The sequence below is a fragment of the Bacillus sp. NS1 genome (assembly GCF_058248265.1).
Genome location: NZ_JBZAZF010000006.1, coordinates 17813 through 33683, shown reverse-complemented (window position 1 = coordinate 33683; position 15871 = coordinate 17813). Strand labels below are relative to the sequence as shown.

General features: G+C 42.8%; 13 protein-coding genes and 5 tRNA genes. 5 read left to right on the top strand and 13 right to left on the bottom strand.

Annotation, left to right across the window (positions count from 1 at the left end):
* Positions 1-8: 8 nt before the first annotated feature.
* The 13 genes from AC4CV5_RS18580 to AC4CV5_RS18520 all read right to left on the bottom strand — a co-directional run bounded on the left by AC4CV5_RS18580 (position 9) and on the right by AC4CV5_RS18520 (position 11417).
* Positions 9-1526 carry an NADH dehydrogenase subunit 5 gene (locus AC4CV5_RS18580; RefSeq protein ID WP_490923550.1) on the bottom strand — a complete coding sequence of 506 codons (1518 nt, stop codon included), beginning with the start codon at positions 1524-1526 and terminating at the stop codon, positions 9-11.
* A 1075-nt stretch (positions 1527-2601) separates the two neighbouring features.
* Positions 2602-3225, bottom strand: a complete 624-nt coding sequence (locus tag AC4CV5_RS18575) for an undecaprenyl-diphosphatase (RefSeq protein ID WP_281361045.1) — start codon at positions 3223-3225, stop codon at positions 2602-2604.
* Between the two features lie 318 nt (positions 3226-3543).
* Positions 3544-5346 (bottom strand): glutamine--fructose-6-phosphate transaminase (isomerizing), encoded by a 1803-nt coding sequence (glmS, locus tag AC4CV5_RS18570; RefSeq protein ID WP_166854460.1) that lies wholly within the window; start codon positions 5344-5346, stop codon positions 3544-3546.
* 433 nt (positions 5347-5779) lie between these two features.
* Positions 5780-7126 carry a phosphoglucosamine mutase gene (gene glmM / locus AC4CV5_RS18565; RefSeq protein ID WP_166854461.1) on the bottom strand — a complete coding sequence of 449 codons (1347 nt, stop codon included), beginning with the start codon at positions 7124-7126 and terminating at the stop codon, positions 5780-5782.
* Positions 7127-7144: 18 nt separating this feature from the next.
* Positions 7145-8596, bottom strand: coding sequence for a CdaA regulatory protein CdaR (gene cdaR / locus AC4CV5_RS18560; protein WP_490923547.1), 1452 nt, complete (start codon positions 8594-8596; stop codon positions 7145-7147).
* Complete coding sequence (gene cdaA, locus AC4CV5_RS18555) at positions 8589-9410, bottom strand: diadenylate cyclase CdaA (RefSeq protein ID WP_003223651.1); 822 nt, start codon at positions 9408-9410, stop codon at positions 8589-8591. Before cdaA ends, cdaR begins: the two co-directional genes overlap by 8 nt.
* 160 nt (positions 9411-9570) lie before the next feature.
* Positions 9571-10197 carry an anti-sigma-W factor RsiW gene (gene rsiW, locus AC4CV5_RS18550; RefSeq protein ID WP_166854463.1) on the bottom strand — a complete coding sequence of 209 codons (627 nt, stop codon included), beginning with the start codon at positions 10195-10197 and terminating at the stop codon, positions 9571-9573.
* A 13-nt stretch (positions 10198-10210) separates the two neighbouring features.
* The gene (gene sigW, locus AC4CV5_RS18545; RefSeq protein WP_003223646.1) at positions 10211-10774 is read right to left on the bottom strand and encodes an RNA polymerase sigma factor SigW; all 564 of its coding nucleotides are present in this window, start codon (positions 10772-10774) and stop codon (positions 10211-10213) included.
* A 229-nt stretch (positions 10775-11003) separates the two neighbouring features.
* Positions 11004-11075, bottom strand: a tRNA-Gln gene (locus AC4CV5_RS18540).
* Positions 11076-11079: 4 nt separating this feature from the next.
* Positions 11080-11164: transfer RNA gene (locus tag AC4CV5_RS18535), tRNA-Tyr, on the bottom strand.
* Between the two features lie 22 nt (positions 11165-11186).
* Positions 11187-11259 (bottom strand) — tRNA-Thr (locus AC4CV5_RS18530).
* A 4-nt stretch (positions 11260-11263) separates the two neighbouring features.
* Positions 11264-11339, bottom strand: a tRNA-Val gene (locus AC4CV5_RS18525).
* Positions 11340-11342: 3 nt separating this feature from the next.
* Positions 11343-11417: transfer RNA gene (locus tag AC4CV5_RS18520), tRNA-Glu, on the bottom strand.
* A gap of 180 nt (positions 11418-11597) precedes the next feature.
* Here AC4CV5_RS18520 and AC4CV5_RS18515 point away from each other — a divergent pair.
* The 5 genes from AC4CV5_RS18515 (at position 11598) to AC4CV5_RS18495 (ending at position 15832) form a co-directional block, all read left to right on the top strand.
* Positions 11598-12053: a 2-thiouracil desulfurase family protein gene (locus AC4CV5_RS18515; protein ID WP_248602382.1), complete on the top strand. Its 456-nt coding sequence runs from the start codon at positions 11598-11600 to the stop codon at positions 12051-12053.
* Positions 12054-12065: 12 nt separating this feature from the next.
* Positions 12066-12548, top strand: coding sequence for a GNAT family N-acetyltransferase (locus AC4CV5_RS18510; RefSeq protein WP_248602381.1), 483 nt, complete (start codon positions 12066-12068; stop codon positions 12546-12548).
* A 108-nt stretch (positions 12549-12656) separates the two neighbouring features.
* A complete protein-coding gene (gene murQ, locus AC4CV5_RS18505) occupies positions 12657-13574 on the top strand; it encodes an N-acetylmuramic acid 6-phosphate etherase (RefSeq protein WP_248602380.1) in 918 nt (305 codons plus the stop codon).
* 13 nt (positions 13575-13587) lie between these two features.
* Positions 13588-14439 carry a MurR/RpiR family transcriptional regulator gene (locus tag AC4CV5_RS18500; protein WP_166854467.1) on the top strand — a complete coding sequence of 284 codons (852 nt, stop codon included), beginning with the start codon at positions 13588-13590 and terminating at the stop codon, positions 14437-14439.
* Positions 14440-14464: 25 nt separating this feature from the next.
* Positions 14465-15832: a PTS transporter subunit EIIC gene (locus AC4CV5_RS18495; protein ID WP_166854468.1), complete on the top strand. Its 1368-nt coding sequence runs from the start codon at positions 14465-14467 to the stop codon at positions 15830-15832.
* Positions 15833-15871 lie beyond the last annotated feature (39 nt).

Below are 15871 nucleotides of genomic sequence, written 5' to 3'. Positions count from 1 at the left end.
TTACCTCCTTATGATAAATATTGTTTAAAGTAGTCTGGATGACTCTCTACTGTCTTCGGTTTTGCTTCGCCTAATCGTACTAGCCAAAGGTAGAGTACTGCGAAAAAAACGGAAGAACGATGACGGGCAACCCACGTACCTAAAGCACTGCCACATAGTAAGAGACATACAACAATGATGACAGCTGACATTGGAGGTTGAACACTTTGAAAATCGATTGTATGCAGCCACTTATAGAAAAGGTTATGAATGATAAAATATACGAGGGCTGCTCCTCCTAAACATGTTAAGCCAACAATTCGGCCAATTTTCCCCTCTCCAAAAGCTACGAGCTGAGTCCAAGAAACGGACAATGACCACGCTAAGATTAGGGCACTAATGAATTGATACCCCTCTCCAGGAGCAGCGAGCCAAAAAGCAACGCCTATAACTAAGGATAAAATCCGACCAGCCATGATCCATAAATAGGATGTTCCTTTATTAGCGCGAGCTGATACTTCATGACGCCGTACTGCCGAACCAGCCTGTAAAAACAACGTAGCTTTGAATAAACCATGTAAAATAAGATGAATAATGGCTGCTATATAGGCGCCTAATGCACACTGAATGAGCATAAACCCCATTTGCCCAATCGTGGAGCCTACTAACTGGCGTTTATAATCAACCTGAACTAAACTAATACCTGTTCCAATCAATACAGAGATGCTAGCAAGCATAAGTAAAATAATTGAAGCTATACCACCATTAAATAGAGGTGTAAATCGAGCTAGTATAATACCGCCTGCATTTACTAAACCTGCGTGCATAATCGCAGAAACAGGAGTAGGAGCAACAATAGACTCAATTAACCATCTTTGGAATGGCCATTGAGCTGCAGGGATGATCACTGCTAATACAATCAACAGATTAATCCCTGTTCTCTCCCATCCCCCCAGTTGAGCTAAACTTTCATTTGTTAAAACCAATGATAACTGCCATTGACCTGTGACTTGAAAAAGCCAAATCATCGCGAAAAACAAAGAAAACCAGCTTAACAAAAATAATCGACCAGTAACCTTGGCTGCTTCGCTAGCTACTTGCCAAGCACTGTTTAACCTGATAAGTAAAGTTAAACCGACAAGAGTAGCTCCCCAAAAAATAACCATCAAGCGGAGGTCACCACTTAACCATGCAATTGAAGCAGCACCTGTAGTGAAAGTAAAAAGCGTAAAATATTTTCGATAAGATCGATCACCCATTAAGTAACGTACAGAAAAACGCTGAATGATTAGGCCAATTGACAAAACAAAGAAAGTCATTAACCAAGCTAAGGAATCTAAGTACCAAGGGCCAACAATTCCATTCACACTCCTAGTGGCAAGAATCACTAAGGAAACCAAGGGTGGTAAAGCCAAGATCCCAATATGAATGCGAACAAAACTCAAGGGTACGCGTGGATGTAGAAACAATAGTCCACTTATCCCGGAAGCAATAAGCATAATAAAAAATAATGTTAACAATGATGACAAATTCAGCGAAACTAACATTTCAAATTCTCCCTTTTTAAACGTCGTTATTGTTCAAAAGACCTTTAAGTCAGATCATATTTTTCTATCATTTATTCAAATTTTATCTATCTCTATTTTTTTCCAACAAAAAAACCGACAACTTCAAAATTTCAATGATGATTTTAGATCATTGAATCTTGAAAATTGCCGGCTTCACTTCAACTAACTTCAACGAAGTTTTTTGAAGAGCTACCTTATTATTGGTCATTTCTTTATGCTATGTTTTAAATTCCTTCTAAAGGAAGTATCGTTAAAACTTTAATTTAGTCCATTGATTCTAGAATAAATCGATTAATGTTACTCTTCCTTTTTTATATTAGAATACTTTTTCATCCAGTCAAGATTAAAAATTAAATATCAAAAGAATGCTAAAGGCCTAATTATGTAGAAAGGCGAAAGTAAACATCTGTACCGATTATTCAGTTATGTATAAGATATGCTAAATTTTAAACATTGTCAAGCTGTTGGAATACAGAGAATGAAGTATCAAATCCTTCTTTCCCTTTAAATATACATCCTGATTCTTTATACAAGGCTTATAATATCTATCACTTTAATTTTTTAAAATACAAGAAAAATTTTATAATCATTTTCTATTTTATTGTTTAGTAAATAACTGAGTTCAATTAGCAACTATAAATGAATACTGGTTCCTACTTTATTTTCAACAGCCTTAACGACCAAGAAATTGAACTAGCTGTTGTGAATATTGTTATAGCTAGAATTCCCCAATTTCTCCGTAGATGTCACTTTCCTTGAAAATACCTTCTTTATATTTTCATATTCTTATGGCAATCCTAAATATCTGCAAAACTAAACATAGCCATCTTTAAAACAAAAAACCCCTTTGGCTAAGCTGTAGCTTTGAAATAAAGGATGATCAAAAATAACACATGAACCATCAGTTTACGGCAAATTTAAAGAATCCATTTAGAAAAAAAAGATAGATCAAAATGGATTCTACAGTTTTGAATACAGATGGAATCTTTATAAAAGAGTTTGATCATTTTAGGTTACGTTTTTTTGAACATTAGCACCCGATTGTTGAATAAATCTAAAAGTTTTTTGACTTATTTTCCTTTCTTTTGAAGCGATAAAGAAGTATGTTTTCACATTTTTCATAAATTTTTATGGTAGTTTGAGTAACATTTAGTTTAGGGAATGTTAAATATATAAAAGTTGAAACTGCTAGGCTTATTAATACTCCTGCTAAAACATCAAAAGGATAATGAACCCCAACCCATATACGGGAGACTCCCACAAGAACAGCTAACAATACCCATAAAATTGACCAGCCTCTCTTAAAGAGCCAGAATGAAATACAATATGAGAAGAATAAAATTGTATGGTCACTTGGAAAAGAATTGTCTTTTTCTTTATGTATCAGTTTATTAACCTCTCCCAATTCAACAAAAGGTTGATAATTCGAGTAAAATACCCCTGAAACCTTCCCTATCGTAAAGGCACAAATGAAAGCGATAGATGCGCAAAGAATCATAATTCTATTATCCGTATCTCTTGTAAACCAAATAAAAAGAACACTTATTGCAAGTAAAAAAACCATATATTCAGCAATAAAACTAAATACAGGATTCAAAAAGGGATATTCTTTTCCTAAGTCATTAACTAGTCTAAACAGTGATATATTAACTTCTGAAATATCCAAACCCAACACCATCCAATCTCTTTTTAGAACATAGTAAAAGAAAATTAGATGATCTGCCATCGAATCAAATTACATTATTTGAGATTAAAGTTACATTTTTGTAAGATTGGTGTCACATCATTTATGTAAAAAGAGGACTCAATCAATTGGAATCCCCTTATAATTTTTAGTTACCTGCCTCTTTAGTTAAAATAGAAAAATACCCTTAGATAAAAATTATCTAAGGGAAAAAGCATCGCAACATTTTTATAAGCGTCGTAACTTTATTTTAAACATCTCATTTTTTTACAAATTTTAAAGCCACAAAAACAACCAAAGGGGTTAAACATTTTACTCCACAGTAACACTCTTCGCAAGGTTACGCGGCTTATCAACATCACAACCGCGATGCAGTGCAGCATAGTAAGCGATCAGCTGCAATGGAACAACAGAAACCAATGGAGCAAGCGCTGGGTTTACTTCCGGTAGTACGAATCTGTCATCCGCATCGTCTAGGCCTTTCAGTGAGATGATGCATGTGTTTGCTCCGCGAGCGGCAACTTCTTTAACGTTTCCGCGGATGCTTAGGTTTACGTGCTCTTGTGTTGCCAGTGCAAATACTGGTGTACCTTGTTCGATCAAGGCAATCGTGCCGTGCTTCAGTTCTCCGCCGGCAAAGCCTTCCGCCTGGATGTAAGAAATCTCTTTCAGCTTCAGTGCGCCTTCGACACATACAAAGTAGTCAAGGCCGCGTCCGATGAAGAAAGCGTTTCTGGATACAGTCAGGTATTCACGGGCGATCATTTCCATTTCGTCTTTCTGGTCGCAAAGGGCTTCCATTGCGTTTGCAGCGATACCGAGTTCTTTGACGAGGTCAAATCCGATATCGATGCCGTTTTTGTCAGCAGCCACAGAAGCAAGAACCGCAAGAACTGCAATTTGGGCAGTGTATGCTTTCGTTGACGCAACAGCGATCTCAGGGCCTGCGTGAAGCAGCAATGTATAGTCAGCTTCACGAGAAAGCGTTGATCCAGGTACGTTTGTGATTGTCAGGGCTTTGTGTCCGAGCGCTTTGACTTGAACGAGAACCGCGCGGCTGTCTGCTGTTTCTCCGCTTTGAGAAAGGAAAATGAAGAGCGGTTTCTTAGACAGAAGCGGCATGTTGTAGGAGAATTCACTCGCTACATGCACTTCAACCGGCACGTTTGCCCACATTTCAATATATTGTTTACCGACAAGTCCTGCATGGTAGCTTGTTCCGCAGCCAATGATATAGATGCGGTCCGCTTCCGCTACAGCGGAAGCGATATCGCCAGGCACAGACAGCTTGCCGTTTTCATCTTGATACGTTTGGATGATTTTGCGCATCACAACAGGCTGCTCATCCGTTTCTTTCAACATGTAGTGAGGGTACGTGCCTTTTTCGATATCACTGGCATCAAGCTCAGCAATATAAGACGCACGTGTAATCACGTCACCATCAAGGTTTTTGATGACGACTTGATCATCAGTGACGATAACCATTTCTTTATCCATCAGCTCAACATATTCGTTGGTTACTTGAAGCATCGCCATTGCATCAGATGCCACGACGTTAAATGTATCTCCAAGACCTACTAATAGAGGGCTTTTGTTTTTCGCTACAAAAATCGTTTCTCTGTTTTCGTTGTCGAATAAAGCAATTGCATAAGAGCCTTTTAACAGTGTAAGTGTTTTGCGGAACGCTTCTTCTGTCTCAAGTCCTCCATTGACGAATTGCTCGATTACTTGAACGACTACTTCTGTATCGGTGTCACTTTTGAGCTCTACATCTTGCAAATACTCTTGCTTCAGCTGAACATAGTTCTCGATCACGCCGTTGTGAACAAGTGTAAAGCGGCCCAGTGCGCTTTGATGCGGGTGAGCGTTCAGATAGCTTGGTTCGCCGTGTGTAGCCCAGCGAGTATGCCCAATTCCGGCTTTCGCTTCTACATTGGCATCCACAACTTCACGAAGATCTGCAATGCGTCCTTTTTCTTTGAACACATGGATTCCCTGTTCGTTGGCAACAGCAATACCAGCAGAGTCATAACCGCGATACTCAAGCTTTTCTAACCCTTTTAATAAAATTTCCTTCGCATCAAGCTGACCGATATAACCTACGATTCCACACATATTTTTCTTCCTCCTAAGATTGTAAAAGGAGACGAAGAAAGTCAAATTTCAAGGGGACTTTCAATCGTCCCCTCCTACATGTTTTTTGGAAGATCATGTGATTTCTCTTTGTTCAAGGAGTCACCCCCTTGGTTTGAAGAAATCCTTACGGCTGTGATCTGCACACTCAGCCGGGAGGCATCCGCCGAAAATTCGATAACCTCCATCCTCGTCAACTAAGCCTTTTTCCGGGCGCTTAGTTCGGGCGCTATAATTATAGGTAATGCAATAATCCCGTCTTCTTTTCCTATTGAGAAAATAAGAACAAGACAAGCTTGATTTTACAACATGTGGCATAAACGGTCAATTGTTTTTTAAACAACTTTGCCGTATGTCTCACAATTATCTTATGTAAACCTCGCTTGTCTTGTTCAGTCTCTGATAATAGACTTCGTTACTCTAATCCCATTTCTGACCGGACGACTTCAACAATGCGATTGACATACTCATCGCACAGCTCTTTCGTCTTCGCTTCAGCCATGACACGGACGAGCGGTTCAGTTCCTGAAGGGCGCACCAAAATCCGGCCGTCGCCGTTCATTTCTTTTTCAACTTCAGAAATAACAGCTTTTACTTTTTCGTTTTCTTCGACTTTATATTTATCAGTTACTCTCACATTGACTAACAGCTGCGGGAACTTCTCCATTTCAGCTGCAAGCTCTGACAGCGGCTTGCCTGTCGCTTTCAATGTGTTCATCAGCATAATAGCAGACAATAATCCGTCCCCTGTCGTGTTGTAATCAAGGAAAATAAGATGTCCTGACTGCTCACCGCCGACATTGTAGCCGTCTTTTTTCATCGCTTCTACCACGTAACGGTCACCGACAGCCGTCTGCACGCTTTTGATGCCTTCCTTTTCAAGCGCCTTATAGAAGCCGAGGTTGCTCATCACGGTTGAAACCACTGTGTCATCCTTTAAACGGCCCTCTGATTTCAGGTGTTTTGAGCATATGTACATGATTTGGTCGCCGTCAACGATATTTCCTTTTTCATCAACAGCAATCAGGCGGTCGCCGTCACCGTCGAACGCAAGGCCGAGATCGGCGTTTTTCTCTTTGACAAACGCGCTGAGTGCTTCAGGATGAGTTGATCCGACGCCATCATTAATGTTTAATCCGTTCGGGGAAGTTCCCATTGTTGAAACATCTGCATCTAAATCAGCAAACAGGTGTGTCGCCAAGGACGACGTTGCACCATTTGCGCAGTCAAGTGCTACATGAATGCCTGTGAAATCTTCATCAGCAGTCTGTTTTAAGAATTGCAGATATTTTTGTCCGCCTTCAAAATAGTCGTTTACAAGCCCGAGATCAGCTCCGACCGGTCTTGGCAGCTTATCCTCCGGTTCTTCCATCAGGCGCTCAATTTCAGCCTCCTGTTCGTCAGAAAGCTTAAATCCGTCTCCCCCGAAAAACTTGATGCCGTTATCCTGCACTGGGTTGTGAGAAGCAGAAATCATGACGCCTGCCTCTGCATCCATCGCTTTTGTTAAATAAGATACACCAGGTGTAGAAATGACACCCAGACGCATGACTTCTGCGCCAATAGATAAAAGTCCGGCGACAAGGGCTCCCTCCAGCATATGGCCGGAGATCCGTGTATCGCGGCCTATCAGCACTTTCGGACGTTGTTTGTCTTTTGTCAGCACATATCCGCCGAAACGTCCGACTTTGAAGGCCAGCTCAGGTGTAAGCTCACTATTGGCGACACCTCTTACACCGTCTGTTCCAAAATACTTGCCCATTTTATAATCGCTCCTTTTTTATTCTGATGAGGATTGTGAATCCGCTGTGGATTCATCCTCATCCTGATCTTGGTTTTGATCTTTATTTTCGTCTTGTTTTTGATCATTGCTGTTTTTATCAGTATTCGTTGTATCTTCTTGCTGATTGTTCTTTTGATCAGTTTGCATATCTGTGTCATCCTGGTTCCTTGATGTATTGCTGCTGTTGTCATTAGTTGATGTATTGCCTTTTTTAGACGTCAGCTTGATTTTGGCATTTTTCTGCCCCAAGGACCAGGTTACATTCTGGGGCCCGTTTACTTCAAGCTTCACGCTATGCTCCCCGTCATCTAAATCTGAAACATTCACATACAATTCAATATCTGATTTCTTCAGTTTTTTTATATTGGCGGGAGAGCCTTTAGCCGTCACGTCTATCGCTTGCGATTCAGGATCTAGAAATTCAATGTTTTGCGAGCCGCTCAGCCCTACAGTCTTAATAGAGACATTCTCAAACTTCTGATCCGCTTCACTATCTACCTCTATATGCAAAGTCACCTTTGACGGCGAGATTTTTTTGACGCCGTCAGGAAGCGGAATATCTGCCTCGATATCGGAATCCTTGTTAATTTTGCTTAAATCTAGGCTTACGCCGTCAATAAATTCAAGAGAATCCAATACATCCTGTGAGCCGTAAACCGTTACTTCACTGGGACTGGATTCAATTTTGGCTATGCTGACACCGTCAGGAAGGCTTCCTGTCCGTTCAATTTTAAAGGGCACCTTTTTACTCGGGCTTGTCACCGGAACGGTAATCTTGATGACAGAGGGCTCTACGTCGACAGGAAGCGCGTTTCCGTCTTTATCATAGACAGTCACTTTCGCTTCCTTTTCAATCGTTTCATCTGCGTTTTCCAAATTCACTGAAGCTTTTACAAGAGAAATATTATCAATCACATTTTTAGATCCGGTAATCTGAACATTTTTCGGACTGACAATCGGCTGCTCCGGAGAATAGCCTTTTTTCATCTTGCTTTTATTGTAGTACTCCACTTCTACGGGAAAGCTTTTGGTCGTCCGTTCTTGAATGGTAACTGTCGTAACAGACGGATTGATTGAGATTGTCAGCCCATCCGACACGTTTTTGGCCTTTAGCTCAACCTTATGTGTGCCGGTTTTCAAATTTTCCATATCGGCATATATTTCAAAATTCTTAGTCTGTCTAGCCTTTTTCACGGCGCTTGTCGAGCCTTTTATCGTGACATTAACCGTTTGCGGAACACCTGTCACGACGTAATTTTCATCATCATAATACGCTTTGACCGGAATATCGGTCAGTGTTGCTTCATCAGTTGTTGATGTCGGAAAGAAAGATTCACCAGGTTTTTTTGGAGTCGGTGCTTGATTGCTGTTAACCGCCACATAAAGCAAGAGCGCGAAAAGCAGAGCAATCATTTTCACAGCCCAGCGGTTGTTTAAGAATTTATCCATTTTTCTTGCCCCTCCAATACCAGCGGTTAGAAGAAGTGTCTCTGGTGTTTTTCTTAAACTCGGCTTCAAGCATTTCTTTCAACGCTTCTTCCGTCAGCTCTCTGTGAAGGTCTCCGTTCTTCGCCACACTGACGCCGCCGGTCTCTTCAGACACAATAATTGTCAAACTGTCTGTTACTTCACTGATGCCCACAGCCGCCCTGTGCCGCGTACCCAGTTCTTTTGAGATAAACGGGCTTTCAGAAAGCGGCAGATAACAGGCGGCCGCGGCAATCTCATTATTCTTCATAATCACCGCACCATCATGAAGCGGGGTATTTGGGATAAAAATATTGATCAGCAGCTCAGAGCTGACTTTTGCATTCAATGGTATGCCCGTCTCAATATAATCCCCCATTCCAGTATCCCGCTCAATGGTCAGCAGGGCGCCTATACGGCGTTTCGCCATATAATTGATTGCTTTTGTAATGGCCTCAATTGTTTTCTGCTGCGCTTCCTCTACAGGTGTGCCGCTCCTAGAAAAAAAGCGGCCGCGGCCAAGCTGTTCAAGCGCTCTTCTCAGCTCTGGCTGGAAAATAATAATAATTGCTAAAAATCCCCATGTTATCGCTTGGTCCATCAGCCATTGAAGCGTGCTGAGGCCCAAATATTGGCTGGCCATACGGACAAGCACGATCACTACAATTCCTTTTAACAGCTGAACCGCTTTCGTGCCGCGTATCACCATAATCAATTTATATATCACATACCAAACAAGGAGAATATCAACGGCATTGCCGAGGTACTGCAAAAAAGGGATATCCTCAAAAGCCATTTCCTCGTCCTCCAAGATTTCAGTCATTTCGTATTTTGTGTTTTACGTGTTACGCATATGTACTTTACATAGCGAGCCCATTATACCACATTTCGATTTGGCAAGTGAAATGTGCCAGCCCGTTCAGCCCATAAAAAAAGAGCAAAGCGGCTGACGCGCTTTACTCTTTCCCTTTCGGATTTAATGCATTGACTACACTTTTCCCCGCAGACTTCATCTTGTACCATGTCCAGTCGAATAATTGATTGATTTCTTCAATCTGACCGGTGACTTGTCCAGCAGAGGCCATATACTTTTCGCCGTTTACGACGGTTACATTCCCGTCTATTTTGCCTTTAATAATCAGCTTGCCGTTTTTGACAGTGACATCACCTTTGACCGTCTCACCTTCTGGCACGGTCACAGTGTGATTATGCACCACAAGATTCGGCTGCTTGGACACGCTGAAATTGTGGTCATTATGCCAGCTGTTAAAAAAACCTCCGCCCATCAAAATGATGAATACCGCAGCAGCTGCGATAACAGGATGGGTTCTGAACCACCTTTTCACAGAAGCTCTTTTCTTCTCCTTAGGCAATTTCGCCATGACATTAGCGGTAAAATCCGCGGGGGCTTCGACATGCGATGTGCTCCGGACGAGCGCTATAGATTTTTCCATCTCATAAAAATGCTTTCTGCATTTCTCGCATGTCTCCAGATGTTCATTTAATACGTGTTCATCTTTTGGAAGGATATCTCCATCAAGATGCATATGCATAAGCTGCACAATTTGTTCAGGACAGCTCATTTCATCACCCCACTTAAAGATCCCTTAATTGTTTTCTAAGAGCCTCTCTGCCCCTGTGAATCCGAGTTTTCACAGTCCCCACAGGAATGTTCAGAATCTCCCCGATTTCAATTAATGAGAGTTCATCAATATACTTTAATACGATAACTGTTCTGTATTTGTCAGGAAGCTTTAAAATTTTCTGCTGAATCGTGTTTGAGAGCTCCAGTGACACAACTGCATCCTCTGGCAATACCCCATCTGCGGCGATTTGGGAATACATGGTCAAGCCTTCCGTACCAGCCACCTCTGCATCGAGGTAATAATCCGGCTTCTTTTTGCGAATGCGGTCAATAGTTAAGTTGGTCGCGATTCGATAAAGCCAAGTTGAAAATTTCCGGTTAATATCAAAACTGTCGATATTAACGTACGCTCTGATGAAAGCCTCCTGTGCTATATCCTCTGCCTCATGCACATTACCAAGCATACGGTAGCAAAGCTGATAAATTTTATCCTTGTAAATATCTACGATGTCCGCAAATGCATCTTGGTCGCCTTTTTTGACTTGTTTAATTCTCTTTTTAATCATCATTTCCATATTTATCTAACCTCTGCCTTCACCGGTCTGTATGTATACGAGCTTCGTTTCAAAAGGTTTCAATTTTTTTATAAAATAAGTTTAACAAATTTTTGGCAGGGTGTAGATGGTAATTCGTGAATAAACTACCTTAACATATTTTTAAAATTATTATACAGACTGAACAGTTAGAAGTTGGAATTATTTTTCAAAAAGAAAAAAGACACCTTTTGGTCAAAGGTGTCTGTGACTGGGCTAGCTGGATTCGAACCAACGCATGACGGAGTCAAAGTCCGTTGCCTTACCGCTTGGCTATAGCCCAATAATGGTGGAGGGGGGCAGATTCGAACTGCCGAACCCTGAGGGAGCGGATTTACAGTCCGCCGCGTTTAGCCACTTCGCTACCCCTCCATATTCATATTAAGAAAAACAGTGCCGGCAAGAGGACTTGAACCCCCAACCTACTGATTACAAGTCAGTTGCTCTACCAATTGAGCTACACCGGCAAGATGGTGGAGGATGACGGGCTCGAACCGCCGACCCTCTGCTTGTAAGGCAGATGCTCTCCCAGCTGAGCTAATCCTCCAAATGGTGACCCGTACGGGATTCGAACCCGTGTTACCGCCGTGAAAGGGCGGTGTCTTAACCGCTTGACCAACGGGCCGTTTGTGTTCTCGTCGAGCTGACAAAAGTTATTATATACAGGTTACCCCCTGTTTGTAAAGAGGAAAATTAAATTTTTTATTTTCAAACTTTTTAACTCCTTTTTTAACTGAAAAAGCCTCCCAACATTAGTCATTTATTTTATGATAGAGACAAACGATGCAAGAGAGGAGAAACCAATATGATCCTAGTCAGTTCTTGCCTTGGAGGCATTGAATGCAGATACAACGGCTCTCACGCCGCATCAGAGAAAATCAGAAAACTTGTCGGTGAAAATAAAGCAGTTATGGCTTGCCCTGAGCTTCTTGGCGGCTTCTCAACTCCTCGTGAACCTGCAGAAATTATCGGAGGCACCGGCGAGGATGTTCTCAATGGAACCGCGAAAATCATGACAGCTTCAGGAGAAGATGTAACAGAATTATATATGGAAGGTGCCGCTAAGACATTAGCTTATGCAAAAGAAATCAATGCCTCTGCCATCATATTAAAAGAAAACAGTCCATCGTGCGGAAGCGGTTTTATCTATAACGGCACATTCTCTGGCGCAAAAATCACCGGCAGCGGAGTGACCGCCGCACTGTTAGAGCAAGCAGGCTACCGCGTCATTTCAGAAAACCAGCTAGACGACATATTGTAAGGAGGCCGCCACATGACTCTAGACATTTCTTTATCCTTCTATAAGCCTGAACACTTGCCGGAGCTTCAATCATTCACGCTTAACAACGATGACAAACGCTTTACCTCTCTCCCCAAAGAGGTGCTGACTCAGGCCCTGAGCATACGGGACCGGTATCCGGTTATCATCTTAAAAGACGATCTCCCAGTCGGTTTTTTCATTTTACATACATCAAAAGAAACGCTGGCACCCTATTCTAACAATCCATTTGCTTTACTGCTCAGTTCCCTGTCATTAAACGCTGTGCATCACGGAAAAGGCTATGCAAAAAAAGCAATGCTTCAGCTTCCCTCTTTTGTGAGCGGTTATTTTCCATGGTGCGATGAAATCATTTTGGCCGTCAATCATCTGAACACACGCGCAAAGCGCCTTTATATGAAAAGCGGGTTCCTTGATAAAGGCAGGAGAAGAATCGGACCGCTCGGAGAACAGCTGATCCTTCATTATTTCTTATAGCCTGAAGTGAAATAAAATTTCAAAAATGCAAAAACATAGTTGAAATATCATGACAGAAATGAATATACTGAATATTAAGATACATTATTCTAAACAGGGGGCATCCTCATGTCAGAACCATTAAACCTTCACCGTCTTACAACGGAATCACGCAATAGCCAAACAGCTGAAATCCATAAAGCAAATACACTCGACATCCTCAAAATGATCAACAACGAAGATTTAAAAGTCGCAGCCGCCGTTCAGCAGGTTCTCCCCGATATTAAAACAGCTGTAGACTGCGCGTATGACTCATTTCAAAATGGAGGCCGGCTCATATACACAGGCGCTGGCACAAGCGGCAGACTCGGTGTCATGGATGCTGTTGAATGTCCTCCCACCTACAGCGTAAGCCCAGATCAGGTCATCGGAATTATGGCTGGAGGTCCCAAAGCATTTTTACAGGCAGCAGAGGGCATTGAAGACAGTGAAGAAGCAGGAGCCGAAGATTTAAAAAACATACAACTCACTTCATACGACACCGTCATTGCCATCGCAGCAAGCGGCCGTACACCTTATGCAGCGGGCGCCCTAACATACGCCCGCAAAGTCGGAGCACACACTGTCGCCCTTACCTGTAATGAGCATTCGGCCATCAGCAAGGATGCGGATCACAGCATTGAGGTTGTCGTCGGACCTGAGGCTATTACAGGATCAACACGTATGAAAGCCGCAACTGCTCATAAAATGATTCTAAACATGATATCTACCGCTGTAATGGTCAAAATCGGCAAGGTTTACGAAAACTTGATGGTAGACGTCAACATCAGCAACAAAAAACTAAAAGAACGCGCCATCAGCATCATCCAAAGCCTTACAAACGCTTCATACGACACAGCCAGACACACTCTAGAACAAGCCAATCATCACGTCAAAACAGCAATCGTCATGCTCAAAACTAGCACAGATCAGGAACAAGCTAAAACATTGCTTGATCAAACAAACGGTTTTATAGACAAAGCAATCGAAAATTACCATTCAGAATAAGGAGAGACCAAGAATGGCAACAGGCGGTTTAGCGATCATTCAATCAATGAAACACAAGCTCCCTCCATCCGAGCGTAAACTTGCGGATTACATCCTAACTCATCCCCACAAAGCAATTGAAAGCACTGTCAGCGAAATCAGCGCCTTAGCCAATTCAAGTGACGCTGCCGTCATCAGGCTCTGCAAATCACTCGGTCTAAAGGGTTTTCAAGATTTAAAAATGAGAGTGGCAGGCGATCTGGCAAAGCCTGCTGTACAAGGCTATCGGGACATTGCGCCTCACGAACCTCTGTCCTCCATTTCTGAAAAAGCGGCCGGCAATGCCATTCAAGCCATTCAGGACACTTCAGACTTGATGGACTACAAAGAGCTTGAACGAGCGGTTTCTCTGCTTCTCAAAGCTCATACTGTGCATTTTATCGGCGTCGGGGCTTCCGGCATTGTCGCCAAGGACGCCCAGCAAAAGTGGCTTCGCATCCATAAACTAGCAACTGCGTTCACAGACACTCATCTTGTGGCATCATTAATCGCAAATGCAGATAAGGGTGACATCGTATTTGCCATTTCGTTTTCGGGAGAGACGCAGGAAATCATCGAACTGATTACGATGGCTAAGGAAAAAGGCATCACAACGATCAGCCTGACACAATACAGCCAGACATCCGTCTCCGCGCTGGCTGATGTCCCATTATACACAGCACATTCCAACGAAGCCTTAATTCGAAGTGCAGCCACTTCCTCCCGCCTCGCCCAGCTTTTTATGATCGATGTTTTGTTTTTAAGCATGGCGGCTGAGCAGTATGAAGAAACAACCGGTTATATCGATAAAACGAGAGCAGCCATACAATCTATGAGAAAAAAATAAGGCATCTTGAAGAGGAGGGGTTTTGATGAGCAAAGAAAATAACTACCATCATCTCGCAAAGAAAATCCTTGAGCTATGCGGAGGAAAATCCAATATTTCCTCGTATACGCATTGCATGACACGCCTTCGAATTACGCTTTACAATGAAAGCAAAGCAGATGCTCAGGCTATAAGAGAGCTTGACGGCGTTTTTGGGGTCGTCGAAGCTGAAACCTTACAAATCATCCTCGGCACAGGAGTTGTCAACCATGTCACAGCCTCTTTCTCTAAGCTCGTATCAGCAGAAGAAGGTGTCGACGTCAAAGAAGCAGCGGCCAAAAAGAAAGCCGACATAAACCGAAAAAACGCTACTCCTTTTAAACTTTTCTTACGTAAAATTGCCAGCATCTTTATCCCTCTAATTCCTGCACTCGTCGCTTCCGGTTTAATCACTGGGATTACCAAAGCAATCATTCAAGCCGGCTGGCTCTCTGCAGAATCACAAGTCGCTGTTATCCTGACAGTCATCGGATCAGGATTGTTCACTTACCTCGGCATTCTCGTCGGCATTAACGCATCGAAAGAATTTGGCGGGACACCCGCTCTTGGAGCTCTGGCAGGGATCTTGATTATGAATCCGGAGATCGCAAAGATCAGTTTATTCGGAGAACAGCTCCTTCCAGGCAGGGGAGGCCTGATCGGGGTTCTTTTCGCAGCCATATTCATTGCTTACACCGAACAATTTATCCGCCGTTTTATTCCTCAATCACTCGATATCATAGTCACCCCAACCGTCTCACTGTTAATCACCGGAATCGTAACGTATGTCGTATTTATGCCTTTAGGCGGCTTCATTTCTGATGCCATTACATCCGGCCTTCTGTCCATCTTGGACATCGGCGGCATCGCTGCAGGCTTTATTCTGGGCGCTACCTTCCTACCTCTTGTCGTAACTGGACTGCATCAAGGCTTGACGCCTGTGCACATGGAATTGATCAATTCAATCGGCAATGATCCTCTGCTCCCTATATTGGCTATGGGAGGCGCGGGACAGGTAGGCGCCGCCTTTGCCATCTTTGTGAAAACGAAAAAAACAACATTGAGGAAGGCAATCGCCGGTGGGCTTCCGTCGGGGCTGCTCGGTATTGGTGAACCGCTTATTTTCGGAGTCACGCTGCCACTTGGACGCCCGTTTTTAACAGCATGCTTAGGAGCTGGAATCGGCGGCGCTTTTCAAGCTTATTTTCAGGTAGCCACCATTGCGATTGGCGTCTCCGGGCTGCCGCTTTCCTTTCTCGTCCTGTCTTCGCAAATCATCCTATATATCATCGGACTCTTTATTTCCTACGCGGCCGGCTTTTTATTGACCTATGCATTCGGATATAAAGAAGAAATGGCTTCCCAGTTCGATTAAATTATTCTGTTTTAGGGATAGTAAACGGGATAGAAGCAC

Excerpts from the sequence above, each read along its gene's own strand:
- murQ (WP_248602380.1), top strand. The coding sequence starts at position 12,657 with ATGTCAGAACCATTAAACCTTCACCGTCTTACAACGGAATCACGCAAT.
- AC4CV5_RS18495 (WP_166854468.1), top strand. The coding sequence starts at position 14,465 with ATGAGCAAAGAAAATAACTACCATCATCTCGCAAAGAAAATCCTTGAG.
- AC4CV5_RS18510 (WP_248602381.1), top strand. The coding sequence starts at position 12,066 with ATGACTCTAGACATTTCTTTATCCTTCTATAAGCCTGAACACTTGCCG.
- rsiW (WP_166854463.1), bottom strand. The coding sequence starts at position 10,197 with ATGAGCTGTCCTGAACAAATTGTGCAGCTTATGCATATGCATCTTGAT.
- glmM (WP_166854461.1), bottom strand. The coding sequence starts at position 7,126 with ATGGGCAAGTATTTTGGAACAGACGGTGTAAGAGGTGTCGCCAATAGT.
- cdaA (WP_003223651.1), bottom strand. The coding sequence starts at position 9,410 with ATGGCTTTTGAGGATATCCCTTTTTTGCAGTACCTCGGCAATGCCGTT.
- AC4CV5_RS18500 (WP_166854467.1), top strand. The coding sequence starts at position 13,588 with ATGGCAACAGGCGGTTTAGCGATCATTCAATCAATGAAACACAAGCTC.
- glmS (WP_166854460.1), bottom strand. The coding sequence starts at position 5,346 with ATGTGTGGAATCGTAGGTTATATCGGTCAGCTTGATGCGAAGGAAATT.
- AC4CV5_RS18575 (WP_281361045.1), bottom strand. The coding sequence starts at position 3,225 with ATGGTGTTGGGTTTGGATATTTCAGAAGTTAATATATCACTGTTTAGA.
- cdaR (WP_490923547.1), bottom strand. The coding sequence starts at position 8,596 with ATGGATAAATTCTTAAACAACCGCTGGGCTGTGAAAATGATTGCTCTG.
- AC4CV5_RS18515 (WP_248602382.1), top strand. The coding sequence starts at position 11,598 with ATGATCCTAGTCAGTTCTTGCCTTGGAGGCATTGAATGCAGATACAAC.
- AC4CV5_RS18580 (WP_490923550.1), bottom strand. The coding sequence starts at position 1,526 with ATGTTAGTTTCGCTGAATTTGTCATCATTGTTAACATTATTTTTTATT.
- sigW (WP_003223646.1), bottom strand. The coding sequence starts at position 10,774 with ATGGAAATGATGATTAAAAAGAGAATTAAACAAGTCAAAAAAGGCGAC.